The organism is Comamonas sp. NyZ500 (genome assembly GCF_016772095.1).
Lineage (GTDB): Bacteria > Pseudomonadota > Gammaproteobacteria > Burkholderiales > Burkholderiaceae_C > Comamonas > Comamonas thiooxydans.
This window is the reverse complement of the sequence record NZ_JAEIJE010000026.1, coordinates 1-16718: the sequence shown is the minus strand read 5'-3', so window position 1 is coordinate 16718 and position 16718 is coordinate 1. Positions and strand designations below refer to the sequence as shown.

The window sequence follows — 16718 nt, the reverse complement described above, 5'->3', positions numbered from 1 at the left end:
TGGCTAGATCAGCCGGGCGCGGTATATCGAATGCGGCTTTTCTGTCAAAATTCGGTTATTGCCTCGCCGGCGAGGGTGTTGCACCCACCGCTGATCTGCATGGCCGCTAAATCCGCCAAGCACGGCAGCGCCTGCCTGCATGGCCAACGAACTTCGGGATCAACACGATCCCAAACCAATAGGTGACGTTTTGGGAATAAAAGTATTTCTTGCGGACGATCACCGGCTGCTGGTGGCCGGTTTCCGCGATGTATTGAAGGACTACGGGATCGACGTAGTAGAGGTGGCCTACAGCCTGGACGGGCTGATCGACCGCTTCCTAGAGGTCAAGCCGGATGTCCTGGTGATCGACGTGCGCTTTGACAGTAAAGGCTGTGGCGAGAACGGGCTGGACGTGTGCGAGGAACTGCTGGCCCGCGATCCCTCGGCCAAAATCATCGTCTTTAGCCAGTTTGACGATCAATACATCATCGAGCGTTCCTACAAGCTCGGCGTGCTGGCCTTTGTGCGCAAGGATGAAAGCACGGAAGTGCTCAACGAGGCGATCAACACGGTAGCCCAGGGCAAGGAATACTTTTCCCCGGAGATTGCCCGCCTACTCGCATGGTCGGCCGTCAAGGATCGGAACCCGAACCGGCTGCTGGATGAGAACGAAATGCGGGCCTTCAGCCTTGCAGCCGATGGCGCATCCATGACCGAAATTGCCACCGCAATGGACTTGTCCACCAAGACCATCGGCCACTTGATGAAGGGCGTAAAAGCCAAGCTAGGCGTTGAAAGCCAAGCGGACATCACCAAGCTGGCGATCCGTCACGGCATTACGACAACTGCCCTGAAAACGAAAAGCTGAGTTTCGTTCCCGGCCGCTTCTGGTTGGCAGGATCGGCCGCCTGTATTTTCAGCGCACCGCCAAGCACCCTCACCCGCTCACGCATGTCGATCAACCCGATTCCGGCGTGCTCTCCATTCCGGGCGGTAGCTTTCATGCCTACGCCGTCGTCTGTGATTTCGACCTTGTAAGTATCCATCGCCTTGTTGTGGTGGATGCTGACGTGAACTTGGTCGGCTTTGGAGTGTTTGATGGCGTTGAAAATCGCTTCCCGGATGATCTTGTAGGCACTGACTGCGGATGTCTCTGGCAGCGCCGGCCGCTTCGGTAGGTTGTGCTCCAGCGTGATGGCCGGTTTCTCGGAAATATTCGTGTAGTGGGCCACCAGCGACTCCAGGGCGGCCGTGAAGCCGATGGAGTCGATAACCTCGATCCGCGTGTTCTTGATGATGTCCCGCATTTCGGCGTAGGCGTCGTTGAGCATCCCCGAGGCGTTGCCCAACAGCTCGGCCGCCCGCGTATTCCCAGCCACCAGCGGCTCAAGCTGCTTCAGCACGTTGCGCGTGAGCAGGAGCTGGGGATTCACCTCGTCGTGCAGACGGCGTGCGAGGGTGCGCCGTTCCTCGTCAATGCGCCGGTTCGATTCAGCCAGGACACGGCGGGTTTCTTCGTGAGAAACGTCCACGCGCTCCATCCCGTAGCGGACGGTGATGTAGAGCACGTAGAGAAAAAACACAAGCATCAGGCCAGCGGCGATGTGGGAAATCATGTTGGCCCGGTTCATGAGCGGCAGCGCCAGGATCATCAGCGCCGCCCATACCCAAAGGAAATACTTGGCCGCCTGGTTGCCGCGCACAGCCAGCACCATGCTGACCAAAAAGACGGTCAGCAAGAAAGCGCAGCTCGTATAGAAGATGACTTCCACTTGGATGCCCTCGCTCCACTCTCCAGGCGGCACGGTCTAAATCACCGCATCTTGTTCAGTGCGTCTTGGCCAGACTCGCCCACTTGGATACCCAGCTCAACCGCTTTGTTCGAGGTGGCCACCACCTTGGCCTTGCGCATGTCGTCAAAGGTATTCACCCCGGTCACGATTGCGCAAACCTCGCCGGTTTTGTTGCAGGTTTCGACATTGATATACCCGCAACCGAGAATCCCCTTGGGGGCCTTCATTACCAGCAGCGGCCGCGCCAGATCGAATTGCAGCAGTTCCAAGTGCTCTTGAATGGCTCCAGCGTCCATAGTCATTTCCTTTGCAGAGAGGGTTGAAAAATCAGTTCTTACGTTTGCTGTTCTGGATCATTTCAGTGATAGCGTCATTGGCAATGGTCGCCTTGAACGCATCTACAAAATGTTCGACATATTCCGGGTGTTTCTTGTCCATTTTGGATATGTCGATATTGATGCAAATAAACCCGATCAAACCATAAACGTCATGGAAAATCGGGATCGTGGTGGACTTCACGGCCCTGCCGTCTTTCAAGTTAATGTCATAGCTTACAAACGACGCGCCGCGCCCCTGGCCCTGCCCTTCGCCGTAGCTATAGTTCTTGATGAGCTGAATGCCAAAGTTGGTGTTTGTGTCACCCAGCCTGCGGCCGGAAATTGGGTTCTGTAGAGCCACAATCGAGCGCAGCGGGTTGCGCGTGTCGTGCAAGACGATTTCTACAGGCGTACCTGCAAATGTCTGGCCAATGCCGTTCACGATGTCCGCGTAGGACTGGAAGATGCGATCCTTTTCCCGATCTACCTCTGCCAGCGCCGCATAGTCGGGCCGCTGTGTCAGCATGAGGTACTTGGCCTTGGTCGGCCCATCCAACAACAGGGTCACGTTGTTGGAGTTGCCCAGGTAGATCAGATCGGCCACTGCGCGCGGCGAAGGATGTTCGGACAGGTAGTTAACCGCCTTCACGAACAGCTCTCGATCCAGGTAGAGCGCACCGCCATCATCGGCGCGAATCGGGTAGAAGTCGTCGTAGGCGGCCAGTGCTTTACCGGGCAGAACCCTAAGATCAGGGGAAGGCGGGGCACGAAAGCCCAGCACATAAATGCTGATGGCTGCGATCAGCACGCCCGGCACAAAAACAGAAGCCAGACGTTTCCAGTTGATTGTTGAAATAATAGACACGCGCGCCTCTCCCTGAATCCACCGAAGAACCTCACATGATATTCGGGTTCCCGGCACCCCGGCAAACAGGGCGAGGCGGCTATGGCGCGGTCACTTTTTCCGTTTCTTCAGGTCGGTTTCGATGAGTCCCGAAATATAGGTGTTGGCGGGTATTTTCAGGTCGTCGCACAAGTCCATCATGCGCTCGTGCAGCTCGGGGTCCATCCGCAGGGATACCGTTCGGCGGTCGCCATAATTGCGAGTTCTACGGCGTTTAGCTCCCTGCCCATCGGCCGACATCTCGGCGTCCTTTGGGTCGGTCATGGCTTGTTCTTTAGCATAGTCAAAGGTTCATCACACAAGTCTAAGCCGACTTGCCTACTGGCGAAAGGCAGAACCAGCCGCCAACTTTCGCGCGCGAAAGTTGGTTAAGGCCAGCGCGCGTAAGTTGACATTTTATAGGGATTACCGTTGAACGTCACCGTTTCGCTGCGGCGACACCGGGCGTTCTCCCACCTTGTCGGCGGTGATTGCCGTGGCCCGTTCGTGCTGCCGGAGCGTTTCCACGGCGCTGGTCTTGTCCTGCTTGGCCGCCACCGCCTTGGCCGCCACCGCCTTGTCGTTGGTGTAGATGCGCAGCTCATGCGAGGCGCGCGTGGCCCCGACATAGAAGCTCCGATCCCCGAAAACCTTGGCCATGTTCTCCAGCGCCCGCTCCTGCTTCTTCTCGCTCTCGGTCTGAGGCGCGCGGATGTGGAAGATGGCCCGGTGCTGAGTCGCGCCCTGGGAGGCGTGAACCGTCTGCGCGTAGGCATGATCCCAATGCTTGTTGCGCGACAGATCCACTTGGTGCAGTGACACGTCTTTGCCCTGCTTCAGCTCCAGCGTCACCTTGTCCCCGGCCACAGCCGTGACGCGCGCCACTTCGCCGTTCTTGAACTCGCCCTCGTTGCGGGTGATACGGATCAGGTCGCCCTTGGCCAGCTCGCGGGTGTCTCGGTCGTACACCTCGATCTTGTTGTGCTTCTTCGGCTGCCACGCGATCACAGAGCCGTCTTCCTTCTGGAGCACCACGGTGCCGTTGGGTGCATCCACGGCCGAAACGCGCATGTATTCGCCCTTCTTGGCGTCGATCTGCTGGTAGTCCCTCCCGAAGCGCACCACGTCGCCGGCCTTGTAGTATTGCGCTTCCTTCTGCATGGCCCGCGTCCAGCCCTTCGAGGTGTAGATTTCCCGCGTGTCCTCGGAGCGCGACAGCTCTCCCTGTTCCTTCAGCCCCTCGCGCACGCCGGCATTGATGGCCCGCCTGTCTTCGTTATAGGCGGTAATGACGATGGTGCGCTCCCGCTCGGCCTTGTCGAGCTTCAAGATGTCCTGCACCACGGCCGCCACCAGGCGGCCCTTGTCGTCCTCGGACTTCTCGGGGATTTCCCGAATCATTCCCGCCTTGTCCATGTACTCGAAGGCCCGTGCGTTGTTGGCCAGCTCCACTTGGGTGAGCCGCTGACCTTCCCCAAGGTTGTCGCGGCCGGTGATGATGTCCACGGCTTGCTTCAGGTCGGCGGTCTTCTGGCGGTTGATTTCCGTCATGTAGGCGGTTTCCATGCCGTCCCGCTGGGCCAGCTCGAAGGGCTTGCCGGCCTCCACGCCCTGCAACTGGAGCGTGTCGCCCAGGTACACCACCTTGGCCCCGGCCTTTTCGGCCATGTGGTCGAGCTGGGCCTTCTGACGCTGCGACAGGAAGGACGATTCATCCACGATCCAGACTTCCGCCTTGCGCTGGAAGTCGGGTGCGTACTGCTTGGCAAACTCGATGTCCTTCTGTAGCTGCCGCTCCTTGATCTGGAACATCGAGACGGTATCGGTAGCAATACCTGTTTCCCTGGCCAGCACCTTGCTGGCCGCGCCGGTCGGAGCCATGCCGCGCACCGTGTAGCCCTGCTCCTGCGCCATTTCGCGCACGCCTTTGAGCATGGTGGTCTTACCCGTCCCGGCAAGGCCCTGCACCGCCACGTAACGATCTTCAGTGGTCAGTACCTTGCTTATGGCCTCTTTCTGGCCTTCGCTGTATTTGAAGCCCTGCCTGCCCTCCGCCTGCGCGATCCGCGCCGCCACCGCTTCCGGCTCCATCATCTTCGGCGTCTGGCCCTTCTGCGCGCGCACTTGGTCGAGCGCCCACATTTCGCTGCCCAGCATCTTCTTGGTCGTGTAGTTGCCGTCAGGCAAGGCCACCAGATCGCCGTCCTTCTCCAGCTTGTCGAAGGCACGCTTCACTTCCGATGCTGACACGCGCCCTGCCCCGTGCTCGATGGCCGCCGCCATGAGGTCGTTCTTTGATACCACGGCCTCGCGCTCGATCAGGTGCGCCGCTGCAAAGGACATCGCCTCCCGGCCGGTGAGCTTGTCGGCGCGCACCACGCCGCCCTGCGCGCGCTGCGCGTCGGCCTTCGCCTGGATGGCGTCGAAGTCGATCCCGATGTCTTTGGCCCGCTCCTTCCAGCTCCCGATCAAGGCTTCATGATCCACGTCCACCTTGCGCGCTCTGGTCTTCAGCGTGGCGTCTTCCTTCTGCTGCGCGCTGGCGTCGTCGATGTTCACGCCCTTGGCTTTCAGCGCCGCCTCTATTTCGGCCCGGCGCTGGCTGAAGTGCTCGATCTGCTCGCGGGTGATGCCGGCAATCTCGAAGTTGCCCTTCTCGTCGGTGCGGCGAATGTCGTAGCCCAGCGCCTGGAGCCGGTCGGCCAGCTCGGACGTGTAGATGGCCCCGATGACGCGCTGCGCGTTGTAGATTTCCTCATTGGTCAGGGAGCGCCACTGCCCATCCTCCCGCTTGGTGGCGTTCATGATGACGGCGTGCGTATGCGTCTGCGGGTCGAGGTCGCGGCTTGTGTTGTGCCGGAACATGGCCACGGTTACGTTGCCGGTCTGCACCGCTTCGGTCTTCCCGTCCACGGTTTGCCGCGTCCTGGCCAGCTCGGTTTCTATGTGGCTGAGTGCCTTTTTAACTGCTGCCTCATGCGCTTCCCGCACGTCCCGCTTGCCGTACACCTCGGCCATGAGCGAAACGCTCTTGGGCGCGGAAAACGTCATGTCGGTGCCCGGCCGGTGCTCACGTTCCTTCTCGCCGGTTTCCTCGTTCTTGACCCACTTGCCCAGCTCCTGACCTTCTACCTTCCCGTTCAACACCTCGAAGAAGGCTTGACGGTCGATCTTGCCGGAAAGCCCAAGGTGCTCGGCCCCCTTGCCGAACCACTCGGAATGCTCCAAGCCCTCGTCCTGGGTGTAGTAGTTATCAGCGGAAAAGTAGTGCAGTGCCTGCCCGGCGCTGCCTACGTTGTTCATGCTAATCATCCCTGTTTTCCTCCCATTGCCGGCACGCTGAAAGCCTTGGTGATCGGCGCATAACACACCCCCACAATCGCCGCGCAGCCCTGCGCCGTGGCCACGAGTTTGACGGTCTGATTGGCCCCAGCCAAACGCACGCGCACCGCCACCCGTTCGGTGTAGTAGCGCATGTTCTGACCCATCGCCTTGTCGAACTTTTCAAGCGGTGGCGGCAGCTCAACGCCTACCACCGTCACGGCCGGGTTGTCCGTTTTGAAGCTGAAACGGTCGCGGTACAGGTGATAGCCCGGCGCGATGATGTACTCCAACTCCACCACTCGCGCATCCACCCGGCGAGCCGACACGCGGAAGGCTTCATCAGGTTGCAGCAAGTCCGGCTCGGCCTGCACGGAAACGCAAAAAGCCGCCCAGCAGGCGGCCGCGACGGATTGTAGAAATGCCCGTCTCTGAGTTGTCATTCGGTATCCTCCTATAGCGCATCCGCCAGCGGGTTGGGTTTCTTACCTTGGCCGGCTGATTTCGCATCTGCATCGTCTTTCGCGCGCGAAACCTTCTCGGCCGGCTTGATGATTTCGCCGGTCGCCTTGTCGATCACATCACCGTTTTCGTTGCGCATAACCTCCACCGTAGCCGGAGCGTCCATATCGTCATCATCCAGCATGTCGCCTTGCTCCGGTGCGGGTTGCTGATGAACTTCGGCGGTCGCCTGAGCGGGTGCCGGCGCGGCGGCGGCCGTGGTCGGTTTGAAGCTGATCGCAAAGCCGTCGCGCTCGATGAAACCGTTGGCTTGTTTCTCGGTCGGAACGTAGCCGTACTTGACACGGGCAATGGGATAGTCGCCCGGAACCAGCAGGTAGCCGGTCATGTCGGGCAACGTCAAAATCTCCGATGTCAGTACAAGGTCGCGCATCTGTCGGCGCGCCATAACGCTCACTCCGTCACGCTGCGAACTGAGGCCGTAGCTCAAGGTTTCATCCTTTTCATCTACCTCGGCCTGCCCCATCAATTCGGCCAACAGCTTCGCCGCAGCCCCATCCGTTACACGCAGCAGCAGCTTCGTCTGGCACCCGGAAATGATCGTCTTGGCCAGATCGTGCCCGTAGATTTCGTAAAGCTGGCTGAAGTCTTGCACGCCCAGCACCATGCACAAACCGTACTTTCTGGTATTCGTCAGAGCCAGCTTCAGGATGTCCAGTTTCTGGAGCGTCGGCAGCTCGTCAATGCAAAACCAAAGCCGCTCGCGGTGGATCGGCTCCAGGTCGAGTACGGCCTTGATTGCCGTGTCGATCCACAACGACAAAACGGGCTTCAATGCCTCGCGCATCGCCTCCCGTGCTGTGATGAACATCCATGAATCGCCTTCCTCATGCACCCACTTGCGGATGGAGAACGATTCACCTTCATCTGGCAAAAACCGGAAGGCTTCGAGCTGGTTCTGAACCGTCATCTTGAGCGACATCCCCGTGCGCTCGGTCGTTGGGTCAACATAGGTCGCCCCTGCCGTTCCCTGCAACAATGCGTGCATGGCGTCCAGGTTGCTCTTGGCAATAGCGTTGTAGAGGTCGCGGTTCGTGCGGCGGCCCTCGCGCCCCAATACTGCGATCACGTCCTTGAGCACCATCCGGCCAGCAAGTGCCCAAAATGGATCGGACTCGGCCGGATCGGGGATCAGGCCGTTCGCCATGTTGTCGAAGTGGTAGTCCTTGGCGATTTCGTTCCAGATGTTCCAGTTCGGGCTTCTGGAGTCCAGCGGATTCATCAGGATGTCTTTGCCTTCACGGTAGAACGCTTGGGTGAACTCGCCGGTCGGGTCATACACGATCATCCGCTTGCCACGCGCCCGCACCTGCTTCATGAGTGCGAAAAACTGCTGTGACTTACCCGTACCCTGTGCGCCGGCAAACAGCGTGTGCAGCGTCTCCGACTTCACGCGCATGGGCACGCCTGCAATCTCATAAGGGCTTGCCTCGTCGCGGTGTCGGATCAGGCGCGCAAGCTCTTTTCCTTCCACCAGTTTGGCCCCGCGCAGTTGGTTGTCCTGCATCCTTTCGCGGCCGTAGCCCCACCAGTACAAAGAGATCAGAAACACCACACCGATGGAAGTCAGCAAACCGAACATGCCGCCGTTGCGCAGCTTTCGCCAAGCATCCTCGGCCATGTCGTCTGTCAGCAAAGCAACCTCCGACACCTCCATCTTGCGCAGCTCGCCGTTGACGTTCAGCTCCATCTTTCCGGCCGTCATGTAGAGCGCATCCCGCGTGTGCGCCAGGACGTTCCGCTCCAGCGCGTACTTTTCGTCTGCCGTCGTCGCATTCCAGAAGTAGGCGGTAGTCACGCCCAAGCCGGCCAGGATGGAAATCAGCACGACCGTCCAGATCGCCACCACGAACAGCCGGGCTTGGTGCATCCACAACTCGGCCCCACGGGAGAAGCTGCCCGCACTCCCCTTTTCCTCTCTCTTTGCCATTTCAGCCTCCTTTCAGTCGCTTGAGCTTGGCCTTCGCCTTGTTCTGCGCTTCGTACAATTGCTGCACATCCTTGGCCTCAACAATCGCGGCCAGCATGTTCTCGGCGGTGAAGACCGAAAGCAGCAACTCGTCGGGAATCTCGACCTTGCCGCCACCTTGCCCGCCAGTGCGGATTTCATCGAGAAGGCGGCGCAGGCGCTGCTCGATGTCTTGCACGTTTTCCGCGATTACGCCCTGCACCAGCGTTTGGCGCAAAAACTCGGAAATGCTGATTCCGTGCTCGTTGGCCTTCGTTCGGTAGAACCCCGCCGTGTCCTCATCGAGCCGGATGTTGAACCGCTCGGTGGGGCCTTTCCCTGTTCCTTTCGCTCTCGGCATTTTCCTTTACTCCATAAGGGTTTAGACAATTATAGCATTTTCGGTGTCGCCGCGTTGTCTTTTCGGTGTCGCCACGCTAAAAGGCGCGCCACAGCGCGGCTTTTAGCGCCGCCAACTATGTTGCGTGGTGTGTGACCGTTCTTCCGGGGCGCGGGGCTTGCCCTGCGAGCTGGAAGAACGGTGCCGTTCTCTCTCCCAGGCCCTAGTGGAAGAAAACCGGGCATTTGGTAAAATGCAGCCGATCAGGGACGAAGCACGTCCCGCCAGATCAGGCAGGTTTTCCACTAGAACCCACATTGCGAGGTAAGAGCCATGAGTAGTGAAACGACGAATCCGAAGTCAGGCCGCAAGGCCAAGACGCTGGATGAAGAAATCGCAGCCCAGCGCGAAAAGCTGCGGAAGCTGGAGGAACGACAGCGGGAGCAGCAGCGCAAGGAGCGCGAGAGGAATCAGAAGGCCGTGATGGAACTCATCAAGACGGAACGGCTTGATGCGGTTCCATCTGATCTTTGGCGCGAGGCGATGCCAAAGATCAAGGCGCTTCTGGTCGTTGATGCAGCGAAGCCGGCAGAGCCGGCGAAGCCTGTTCAAACTGCGCCGGATGGTGCAGCGACGGCCGAGGCCAGCCAGTGAGCGTTTTCCACAAATCCACAGGCCCCGGTGCCCTCGACCGGGGATACCCAAATATCCCAAAGGGAGAGGGTCGCGCCCGGTTTTCCACAAGAGACTTCTTGTGGGAAACCGGAAAAGCGCGAGGGCCTGTGGAGCTTGTGGGAAACGCGGCGTTTGTAGGAGAGATGGCCCGGAGTCCAGAGGCGTGCCTTTGGTCGGCTCCCCTCACGGGGAGACGAAACGGGTGGGGTTGGTTTTTGACGCATCCGAGGGCAGGACGGTGCAGGCAGCGGATGAGCGTTTTCCACAAATCAACAGGCTCCGTAGCCGTTGCCCGCGATACCTCAATATCGCAAGAGGCAACGGTCGCGCCCGCTTTTCCACAAGAAACCTCTTGTGGGAAAGCGGATCAGCGCGAGGGCCTGTTGAGCTTGTGGGAAACGCGCTGGTTGATAGGCGCACGGCCTAGCGCCCGGAGGGCGCAAGCGAAAGGGATGTGCAAGGCTGCGCAGCAGTCCCCGCAAAGCGGGGATGAGCGCGAATGCGCGAACCTGGAGCAGCCCGGTCGGCCCGCAAAGCGGGACGATTCGCCCAGCAAAGGACGGTGAAGAAGATGCAGCCAAACATCGGAAGCCAGGAGCTGCACCAGCGCCTGAAAACACACGGCCGCGCGGAAATCGACGGCTGGGCGATCAATGCGGACGGTGCTGAAATCTGGCTCACTAACCCCTACGGCATCGACGTGGGGTTTTACGACAACGACGCGGAAGGATGCGGCCGCATCCTGGAGCGCATTTCAACAGACGATCACGAACGGGAATGGGGTACGCTGTAGCGGAGCCATTCAGAAATCGAGGGCAACCGACAGACGCCACGGAAGGGGCGCGGTTGCGTGACAAGGAAAGGCGAAGGCGGCGAACGAAGGAAGTCGTCTTCGCCTTTCGCACTTTCCGGCCCTGCGTGACGCGGCACAAGCGCGGAACGAAACAGCAGGCCGGAAAGCGGGGAGTAGGCGCAAGGCGAACCGCAGCAAAGCAAGGGAAGCCGCCCAGCGCCTCCCCGACTTTCGCGTGCGAAAGTTGCGCATTACCGGCCGCAAAGCGGACGGGCCGGGACGGCCGCCGAATGGCGGCAGCGGGAACCGCGACGGCCCGGCGACACGAAGCAAGTTTGCGAGGGTGGCGGCCTACGGGGCTAGCAGCGGAGAGCCTAGAAGCGGTAGCGGAGAGGCTATCGGCAGCCGGAAGCCAGGCCGCGCATTTCGCGGCCGGCGCCGGTTGCAGCGAAGCGGCAAAAACCGGCGATGGCGGCAATAGGGCAAGGATGGTGGTCGGCCGAAGGCTGGCCACCATCGAGCCAAGGCAAGCGGAGCGATTTCCGGCCCGAGTTCCTGCGAAGCGGGAACGAGAGGCCGGGAAGAAGCGAAGCCGGGGAAACCGGATTGGCACGGCCGGGCCGAAGGGCCGGCGGTGTCAATCCGGTGCTTTTTTGGGGAAGTGCCGCGCAAGGAACTTGCGCATGGTTTTCTCGGTGACGCCGAAGTATTTGGCGAGCTTCGGCGTTGTCAAACCAAGGGCGTGCAGCTCCCCTACTTTGTCGCGTTGAGGGTCGAGCTTGAGGCGGCCGGTGCTGCCTTTGCGCCGGCCGCCGATGCGGCCCTCAAGGCGAGCACGCTGCAAGCCTTCACGGGTGCGCGCGCGGGTGAATTCCACCTCGATCATGGACGCCATAGCGAAAGCGGCGGCCTGAATTTGGGCATTCAGGCTACCGTCCATGACGGTGCCGTTCTTCGTGATGATGATGGTGACGCCGCGCTCGGCGGCAGTCTCCAGGATCGAAAAGACTTGGCCGGGCGATCCACCCAGGCGGGTGAATTCTGAGGTCAGAATCAGGTCGCCGCGCTGGCTCTGCTCCAGCAGGAGCGAGCCTAGAGCGCGTTCCCGCCAGGGAACGGTGCGACTTGCCGTTTCTTCAACGACAACGAGCGGGGCGTAGCCGCGCGAGTTGGCGAAATCCAGCAGGCCAAGCCGCTGGTTCGCCACGTCTTGCGAGTCGCGTGAGACTCGCAAGTAAGCGAAGTAACGAGGCACGGCAGATTCACGCGGAGAACATGAGTTTGTAGGCGAGAGGGAAAGCGGCCAGGACGCCCACAATCGGGCACAGGCGGCGGCAGAATGCCGCGCCGGTCTTGGACTGGATGCTGCGAGCGAGAGCGAAGCCCAGCAACCAGCCAAGGCCCCAGCCGGCGACAAGCACCAGGAGGGCAAAGAAGGTGCTGCGGCTGAAATAGTCGAGGGATGCGGACATCACTCGGTCGGCGGTTTTGTCGTCCATGAACGGCTCCGGTCAGTAGACGCAAACGGAGCTGGCCAGCAGGTCAGCGAGTTTGCGGGCTTTGGTGGTCTTGGGCATGGATTGGCCAAAGTCGGTGATCGCGTCCACTAGGACGCGACACTCGGCTTTGGTCAGTCGCACGCAGGGGATGGGGTAGGCAGCGCCATTGCGGAATCGGCTGGCCAGCGCCGGAACGGCGCGCAGCCGGCGATTCGCGCAATGCACGGCATCGAGCACGTCGGCCACGGCCAGCATGTCGCCGGCTTTGCCGGTGAACATGTGGTCGGCCTGGGCGTGATCGCCGTCCGAAGTCAGCAGCGCGAAGATGTCGAGCGCCATGATGGGCCGGCGCGTCAGCGGCCGCGCGGAGCGCGCAGCGCGGTGGCCATGAATGGCTCAACAAAGCGCAGCAGTGCGCTTTGCTCGTCCACGGTGAAACCGCTGGTCAGGCTGTGCTCGATCAGCTCCAGGGCGGCCTCCTTGTACTCGATGGGGAGGGCACTGAGCATGGCCAGACTGAAAAGGTAGTCCGGGTGCGCGGCGGAAGCGGCGCACTGGAGCAGGATCAGCGCGGCCTCGTTAGACGGGTTTTTTTCGATCAGGTGAAGGGTTGCCCTCACCGGCTCGGGAAAGTCGCTCAAAACGGCTGTATTCGCGCCGTAGATCGGGCGATGCTCGCTCATAAGGGCCTCACGGTAGTTATTTGTCCAGAAAGGGCAAATTTTACCGGATTCAACGGTAATTAAAAGGTACGTTTTTGTCATTTTCAGAAGGTGACTGCACGGAATATCAAGAGTCGGCTGCACAGTCTTTTCTGATCTGTGGTCGTCTCAGAAAACGGAAAATAAAGCACGCTAAGCTGTGGAAGCCCCTGCCAAGCTCGTTCCACCTTGCAACGACGCAATCAGCGGACACGAAACATTCCCCTGCCGCGAATGGCAGGCGCACACGAGTTCAGACAGCACGGTTTCCATGCGCGCCAAGTCGGCCATCTTCTCGCGCACGTCCTTGAGCTTGTGTTCGGCCAGGCTGCTGGCCTCCTCGCAGTGGGTGCCATCGTCGAGCCGCAACAGCTCGGCAATCTCGTCCAGACTGAACCCCAGCCGCTGTGCCGATTTCACGAATTTCACCCGAACCACGTCCGCCTCCCCATAGCGGCGGATGCTGCCGTAAGGCTTGTCCGGTTCCGGCAACAGGCCCTTGCGCTGATAGAAGCGGATTGTCTCCACGTTGACCCCGGCCGCCTTGGCAAAAACGCCAATGGTCAGGTTTTCCAAATTATTTTCCATATCGCTTGACTCCGTACATGAGTACGGAAGTAAGGTTACGCTATCCAATCCAAATTCAAAAGGGCCAACGTATGTCTGAACCACAAAACGGGCGCGGTGCGCTCTTCGCCGGCGGGCTGGCCGCCATTCTTGCATCGACCTGCTGCCTGGGGCCGCTAGTACTGGTCGCCCTGGGCTTCTCCGGTGCTTGGATCGGCAACCTGACGGTGCTGGAACCCTATCGACCGTTGTTCATCGGCGCGGCGCTAGTGGCGCTGTTCTTCGCCTGGAAGCGGATTTACCGGCCCGTGCAGGCATGCAAGCCAGGTGAGGTCTGCGCGATTCCGCAGGTGCGCGCCACCTACAAGCTGATTTTCTGGATCGTGGCCGTGCTGGTCCTGGTCGCGCTTGGATTTCCCTATGTCGTTCCATTTTTCTATTAACCAGGAGTTCATCATGAAGAAACTGTTTGCCTCCCTTGCCCTCGCCGCCGCTGTTGCCCCGGTGTGGGCCGCCACGCAGACGGTCACCTTGGCCGTTCCTGGCATGACCTGCGCGACTTGTCCTATCACCATTAAAAAGGCCTTGAGCAAGGTCGACGGTGTTAGCAAGACCGAGGTCGACTTCTCAACCAAGCTTGCCGTCGTAACGTTTGACGATGCGAAGACCAACGTCCAGGCGCTTAGCAAGGCGACGACGGATGTAGGCTACCCATCTGAGCTGAAGAAGTAAGGCAACAAATAACGGCAGCATCGCTAGAACCACGGCAGAGATGCCGCTCAGGCGATTCTGCCGGTCGTCATCGCGTGAGCAGCCTGTAAACGACCCACGGAGCCTGTTCCCTGAAGCGCACAACCGATTCAGTGACCGAGGCGTCGTACTAGTTGGCTTGGGCACAACGGATAAAAGAGAGAGCGGAATGCAAGAGTTAAACGAAGTTGGTTTGAGCGTGGCGGGAATGACTTGCCCAAGTTGTACAAGGCACGTTGAGGACGCGCTGCTGGCGGTCCCCGGCGTAACGCGAGCGGCTGTCGATTATCCATCGAACAAGGCGCAAGTCACAGGCAATAGGCTTGACGTGTCCGCGCTCGTAGCAGCAGTGGGCGCCCTTGGTTACGGTGCTACGCCTACAGACGAATTTGAAAGCAAAGAGCGCAGTGTTGAACAGCCAGGACTCCTTGGCAAAGCCGCCCAGTGGCTGAGCGGCGAGCGCGCGGTGGAGAAACCGGCAGGTCAGCTGCATGTGGCGATCATCGGTACTGGCGGCGCCGCTGTGGCAGCAGCGCTGAAGGCAGCTGAAAACGGTGCCCGTGTCACCCTGATCGAGCGGGGAACTATCGGCGGCACCTGCGTCAACGTGGGCTGCGTCCCTTCTAAGATCATGATTCGGGCAGCGCATATCGCTCATCTGCGACGCGAAAGTCCTTTTGACGTGGGACTGTCGGCAACGCCCCCAGTTGTCCTGCGTGACCGTCTGCTGGCGCAACAGCAGGCCCGTGTGGACGAGCTGCGTCATGCTAAATATGAAAGCATCCTCGAAAGCAATCCGTCGATCAATCTGGTGCGAGGCAGCGCCCGATTCAAGGATGGCCAAACGCTTATCGTGGAAGCGGCAGAAGGTGACACTCGCGAAGTGGCCTTCGATCGCTGTCTCATTGCCACTGGTGCAAGCGCTGCCATCCCGCCGTTGCCTGGTCTTGCAGGAACGCCATATTGGACGTCCACCGAAGCCCTGGTTAGCGAAGCCATTCCTAAACGGCTGGCAGTAATTGGCGCCTCGGTCGTAGCACTGGAACTGGCACAAGCGTTTGCGCGCTTGGGCAGCGAGGTGACGGTCCTGGCCCGGCGCACCTTGTTTGCCAGTGACGACCCTGCCATTGGCGAGGCCGTGACTGCAGCTTTCCGTGCGGAAGGCATCACGGTGCTGACACAGACGCAGGCGAGTGCCGTGACCTATTGCGACCGCCAATTCATCCTGACGACCGCGCAGGGCGAGTTAAAGGTGGATCAATTGCTTGTTGCCACCGGCCGCACGCCAAATACCGCAAGCCTGAATCTCGAGCGCGCAGGTGTGACGTTTGACTCGCAACATCGCATCCTGATCGATCAAGGCATGCGCACGAGTGCTTCGAACATTTACGCAGCTGGCGACTGCACTGACCAGCCTCAGTACGTCTACGTTGCAGCCGCGGCTGGTACCCGGGCTGGCATTAATATGACCGGCGGCGACGTAAAGCTCGATCTCGACGCCATGCCGGCAGTCGTGTTCACCGATCCGCAAGTTGCCACGGTAGGCTACAGTGAAGCAGAGGCCCAGCGCATTGGTCTGCAAACCGAAAGCCGTACGCTCACGCTCGACAATGTGCCGCGTGCACTCGCCAACTTCGATACCCGCGGCTTTATCAAGCTTGTTGCTGAGGCAGGGTCCGGACGCATTCTCGGAGTCCAGGCTGTGACACCGGAAGCAGGCGAAATCATCCAGACTGCCGCGATTGCCATCCGGGCCCGCATGACCGTCCAGGATCTGGCTAACCAGCTTTTCCCTTACCTCACCATGGTTGAAGGTCTCAAACTGGTGGCACAGACTTTTTCGAAGGATGTGACACAGCTATCGTGCTGTGCCGGCTAAACCTTGGGCACCAAAACAGGGACAGAGGAGTTTTTATGTTTTGTGACATCAGACTTAAATTACGCCGTGTACGCGCGTGCTTGACGATCGTACTGGCAAGTACCGCAACGTTAGGCATGCCAAACCAAGCGTTGGCGGCTTATGATTTTTCTAAGCTCGGCGCCGCGATTGAAACATTGTCGCCAGAGACCGTCAGTGATTGGGAAAAGAAGGCCAGGGCTGGCGATGCCATGGCTCAGAACATCATGGGTCTTGCGTACAAATGCGGTATGGGCGTAAAGCAAAACCACGCGGCATCGATCCAGTGGTTCCGCAGGGCGGCCGAGCAGGGTGAAGCCGATGCACAGTTCAACCTCGGGCGCCTCTACGGAAGTGAAGTCGACGGTATGTATAAGAATGGGCGTGCGGCTCCTGCCAACGATGCAGAGGCTTTCAAGTGGTACCGCCTCGCTGCCGAGCAGGGACACACGCAGGCTCAAGTCAGGCTGGCCCAGCTGTTTGCAAAGGGTCTTACCGACATCGCGCCCGACCAGGTGCAGGCATACCAGTGGATGAGTCTGGCCGCAGCGTCGGGAGAACCGACAGCAGCAAAAGTCGTTGCAGACTATGCAGCTCAAATGAAGCCCGAACAGTTACAGCAAGCCCAGCTGCTGGCCCAATCCACCGAACTCAAGCCAGCCGCTGTAAAATAGTGGCCGTAAGTCTTTGATTTACTTGAATATTTCTCTTGACGGGGTGATTGAGATGG

General features: G+C 59.8%; 20 protein-coding genes. 7 read left to right on the top strand and 13 right to left on the bottom strand.

Annotation, left to right across the window (positions count from 1 at the left end; genetic code table 11):
- The first annotated feature begins 139 nt into the window (after window positions 1–139).
- A complete protein-coding gene (locus JAO85_RS23335; RefSeq protein ID WP_229726454.1) occupies window positions 140–850 on the top strand; it encodes a response regulator transcription factor in 711 nt (236 codons plus the stop codon).
- On the opposite strand, the gene JAO85_RS23330 is transcribed toward JAO85_RS23335, so the two are convergent.
- The 8 genes from JAO85_RS23330 to JAO85_RS23295 all read right to left on the bottom strand — a co-directional run bounded on the left by JAO85_RS23330 (window position 819) and on the right by JAO85_RS23295 (window position 9127).
- Window positions 819–1754, bottom strand: a complete 936-nt coding sequence (locus JAO85_RS23330; RefSeq protein ID WP_017510507.1) for an ATP-binding protein — start codon at window positions 1752–1754, stop codon at window positions 819–821. The two genes, JAO85_RS23335 and JAO85_RS23330, sit on opposite strands and share 32 nt — an antisense overlap.
- Before the next feature lie 41 nt (window positions 1755–1795).
- Window positions 1796–2071, bottom strand: a complete 276-nt coding sequence (locus JAO85_RS23325) for a YunC family protein (protein WP_009242076.1) — start codon at window positions 2069–2071, stop codon at window positions 1796–1798.
- Window positions 2072–2102: 31 nt separating this feature from the next.
- The gene (locus JAO85_RS23320; protein WP_038314815.1) at window positions 2103–2957 is read right to left on the bottom strand and encodes a PAS domain-containing protein; all 855 of its coding nucleotides are present in this window, start codon (window positions 2955–2957) and stop codon (window positions 2103–2105) included.
- Window positions 2958–3047: 90 nt separating this feature from the next.
- Window positions 3048–3260, bottom strand: a complete 213-nt coding sequence (locus JAO85_RS23315; protein WP_038314816.1) for a hypothetical protein — start codon at window positions 3258–3260, stop codon at window positions 3048–3050.
- Between the two features lie 141 nt (window positions 3261–3401).
- Window positions 3402–6287 (bottom strand): MobF family relaxase, encoded by a 2886-nt coding sequence (gene mobF, locus JAO85_RS23310; protein ID WP_017510510.1) that lies wholly within the window; start codon window positions 6285–6287, stop codon window positions 3402–3404.
- Window positions 6284–6739 carry a protein-disulfide reductase DsbD N-terminal domain-containing protein gene (locus JAO85_RS23305; protein ID WP_038314817.1) on the bottom strand — a complete coding sequence of 152 codons (456 nt, stop codon included), beginning with the start codon at window positions 6737–6739 and terminating at the stop codon, window positions 6284–6286. Before JAO85_RS23305 ends, mobF begins: the two co-directional genes overlap by 4 nt.
- Before the next feature lie 11 nt (window positions 6740–6750).
- The gene (locus tag JAO85_RS23300; RefSeq protein ID WP_038314818.1) at window positions 6751–8748 is read right to left on the bottom strand and encodes a type IV secretion system DNA-binding domain-containing protein; all 1998 of its coding nucleotides are present in this window, start codon (window positions 8746–8748) and stop codon (window positions 6751–6753) included.
- Between the two features lies 1 nt (window position 8749).
- Window positions 8750–9127, bottom strand: a complete 378-nt coding sequence (locus JAO85_RS23295) for a hypothetical protein (RefSeq protein WP_017510513.1) — start codon at window positions 9125–9127, stop codon at window positions 8750–8752.
- A 312-nt stretch (window positions 9128–9439) separates the two neighbouring features.
- Between JAO85_RS23295 and JAO85_RS23290 the strand changes: the two genes are divergently transcribed.
- Entirely contained in the window at window positions 9440–9760 is a 321-nt protein-coding gene (locus JAO85_RS23290; RefSeq protein WP_017510514.1) for a hypothetical protein, read from the top strand.
- Between the two features lie 592 nt (window positions 9761–10352).
- Window positions 10353–10574, top strand: a complete 222-nt coding sequence (locus JAO85_RS23285; RefSeq protein ID WP_038314825.1) for a hypothetical protein — start codon at window positions 10353–10355, stop codon at window positions 10572–10574.
- 637 nt (window positions 10575–11211) lie between these two features.
- On the opposite strand, the gene JAO85_RS23280 is transcribed toward JAO85_RS23285, so the two are convergent.
- The 5 genes from JAO85_RS23280 to merR form a co-directional block, all read right to left on the bottom strand.
- Window positions 11212–11829: a recombinase family protein gene (locus tag JAO85_RS23280; protein WP_038314819.1), complete on the bottom strand. Its 618-nt coding sequence runs from the start codon at window positions 11827–11829 to the stop codon at window positions 11212–11214.
- Window positions 11830–11836: 7 nt separating this feature from the next.
- Window positions 11837–12073, bottom strand: a complete 237-nt coding sequence (locus JAO85_RS23275; protein WP_017510517.1) for a hypothetical protein — start codon at window positions 12071–12073, stop codon at window positions 11837–11839.
- Between the two features lie 12 nt (window positions 12074–12085).
- Window positions 12086–12412 carry a hypothetical protein gene (locus JAO85_RS23270; RefSeq protein ID WP_017510518.1) on the bottom strand — a complete coding sequence of 109 codons (327 nt, stop codon included), beginning with the start codon at window positions 12410–12412 and terminating at the stop codon, window positions 12086–12088.
- 14 nt (window positions 12413–12426) lie between these two features.
- Window positions 12427–12756 carry a hypothetical protein gene (locus JAO85_RS23265; RefSeq protein WP_017510519.1) on the bottom strand — a complete coding sequence of 110 codons (330 nt, stop codon included), beginning with the start codon at window positions 12754–12756 and terminating at the stop codon, window positions 12427–12429.
- A 171-nt stretch (window positions 12757–12927) separates the two neighbouring features.
- Window positions 12928–13362, bottom strand: a complete 435-nt coding sequence (gene merR / locus JAO85_RS23260) for an Hg(II)-responsive transcriptional regulator (protein WP_015063540.1) — start codon at window positions 13360–13362, stop codon at window positions 12928–12930.
- A gap of 71 nt (window positions 13363–13433) precedes the next feature.
- Between merR and JAO85_RS23255 the strand changes: the two genes are divergently transcribed.
- The 4 genes from JAO85_RS23255 (at window position 13434) to merG (ending at window position 16662) form a co-directional block, all read left to right on the top strand.
- Window positions 13434–13784 carry a mercuric transport protein MerT gene (locus tag JAO85_RS23255; protein WP_001294663.1) on the top strand — a complete coding sequence of 117 codons (351 nt, stop codon included), beginning with the start codon at window positions 13434–13436 and terminating at the stop codon, window positions 13782–13784.
- Window positions 13785–13797: 13 nt separating this feature from the next.
- Entirely contained in the window at window positions 13798–14073 is a 276-nt protein-coding gene (gene merP, locus JAO85_RS23250; RefSeq protein ID WP_011405607.1) for a mercury resistance system periplasmic binding protein MerP, read from the top strand.
- A 187-nt stretch (window positions 14074–14260) separates the two neighbouring features.
- Window positions 14261–15970 (top strand): mercury(II) reductase, encoded by a 1710-nt coding sequence (merA, locus tag JAO85_RS23245; protein WP_011405608.1) that lies wholly within the window; start codon window positions 14261–14263, stop codon window positions 15968–15970.
- A gap of 35 nt (window positions 15971–16005) precedes the next feature.
- On the top strand, window positions 16006–16662 hold the full coding sequence (merG, locus tag JAO85_RS23240; protein ID WP_202789137.1) for a phenylmercury resistance protein MerG: 657 nt from the start codon (window positions 16006–16008) through the stop codon (window positions 16660–16662).
- The last annotated feature ends 56 nt before the right edge of the window (window positions 16663–16718 follow it).

Excerpts from the sequence above, each read along its gene's own strand:
- JAO85_RS23335 (WP_229726454.1), top strand. The coding sequence starts at position 140 with ATGGCCAACGAACTTCGGGATCAACACGATCCCAAACCAATAGGTGAC.
- JAO85_RS23325 (WP_009242076.1), bottom strand. The coding sequence starts at position 2,071 with ATGGACGCTGGAGCCATTCAAGAGCACTTGGAACTGCTGCAATTCGAT.
- JAO85_RS23315 (WP_038314816.1), bottom strand. The coding sequence starts at position 3,260 with ATGACCGACCCAAAGGACGCCGAGATGTCGGCCGATGGGCAGGGAGCT.
- mobF (WP_017510510.1), bottom strand. The coding sequence starts at position 6,287 with ATGATTAGCATGAACAACGTAGGCAGCGCCGGGCAGGCACTGCACTAC.
- JAO85_RS23305 (WP_038314817.1), bottom strand. The coding sequence starts at position 6,739 with ATGACAACTCAGAGACGGGCATTTCTACAATCCGTCGCGGCCGCCTGC.
- JAO85_RS23300 (WP_038314818.1), bottom strand. The coding sequence starts at position 8,748 with ATGGCAAAGAGAGAGGAAAAGGGGAGTGCGGGCAGCTTCTCCCGTGGG.
- JAO85_RS23295 (WP_017510513.1), bottom strand. The coding sequence starts at position 9,127 with ATGCCGAGAGCGAAAGGAACAGGGAAAGGCCCCACCGAGCGGTTCAAC.
- JAO85_RS23290 (WP_017510514.1), top strand. The coding sequence starts at position 9,440 with ATGAGTAGTGAAACGACGAATCCGAAGTCAGGCCGCAAGGCCAAGACG.
- JAO85_RS23285 (WP_038314825.1), top strand. The coding sequence starts at position 10,353 with ATGCAGCCAAACATCGGAAGCCAGGAGCTGCACCAGCGCCTGAAAACA.
- JAO85_RS23275 (WP_017510517.1), bottom strand. The coding sequence starts at position 12,073 with ATGGACGACAAAACCGCCGACCGAGTGATGTCCGCATCCCTCGACTAT.
- JAO85_RS23270 (WP_017510518.1), bottom strand. The coding sequence starts at position 12,412 with ATGGCGCTCGACATCTTCGCGCTGCTGACTTCGGACGGCGATCACGCC.
- JAO85_RS23265 (WP_017510519.1), bottom strand. The coding sequence starts at position 12,756 with ATGAGCGAGCATCGCCCGATCTACGGCGCGAATACAGCCGTTTTGAGC.
- merR (WP_015063540.1), bottom strand. The coding sequence starts at position 13,362 with ATGGAAAATAATTTGGAAAACCTGACCATTGGCGTTTTTGCCAAGGCG.
- JAO85_RS23255 (WP_001294663.1), top strand. The coding sequence starts at position 13,434 with ATGTCTGAACCACAAAACGGGCGCGGTGCGCTCTTCGCCGGCGGGCTG.
- merP (WP_011405607.1), top strand. The coding sequence starts at position 13,798 with ATGAAGAAACTGTTTGCCTCCCTTGCCCTCGCCGCCGCTGTTGCCCCG.
- merA (WP_011405608.1), top strand. The coding sequence starts at position 14,261 with ATGCAAGAGTTAAACGAAGTTGGTTTGAGCGTGGCGGGAATGACTTGC.
- merG (WP_202789137.1), top strand. The coding sequence starts at position 16,006 with ATGTTTTGTGACATCAGACTTAAATTACGCCGTGTACGCGCGTGCTTG.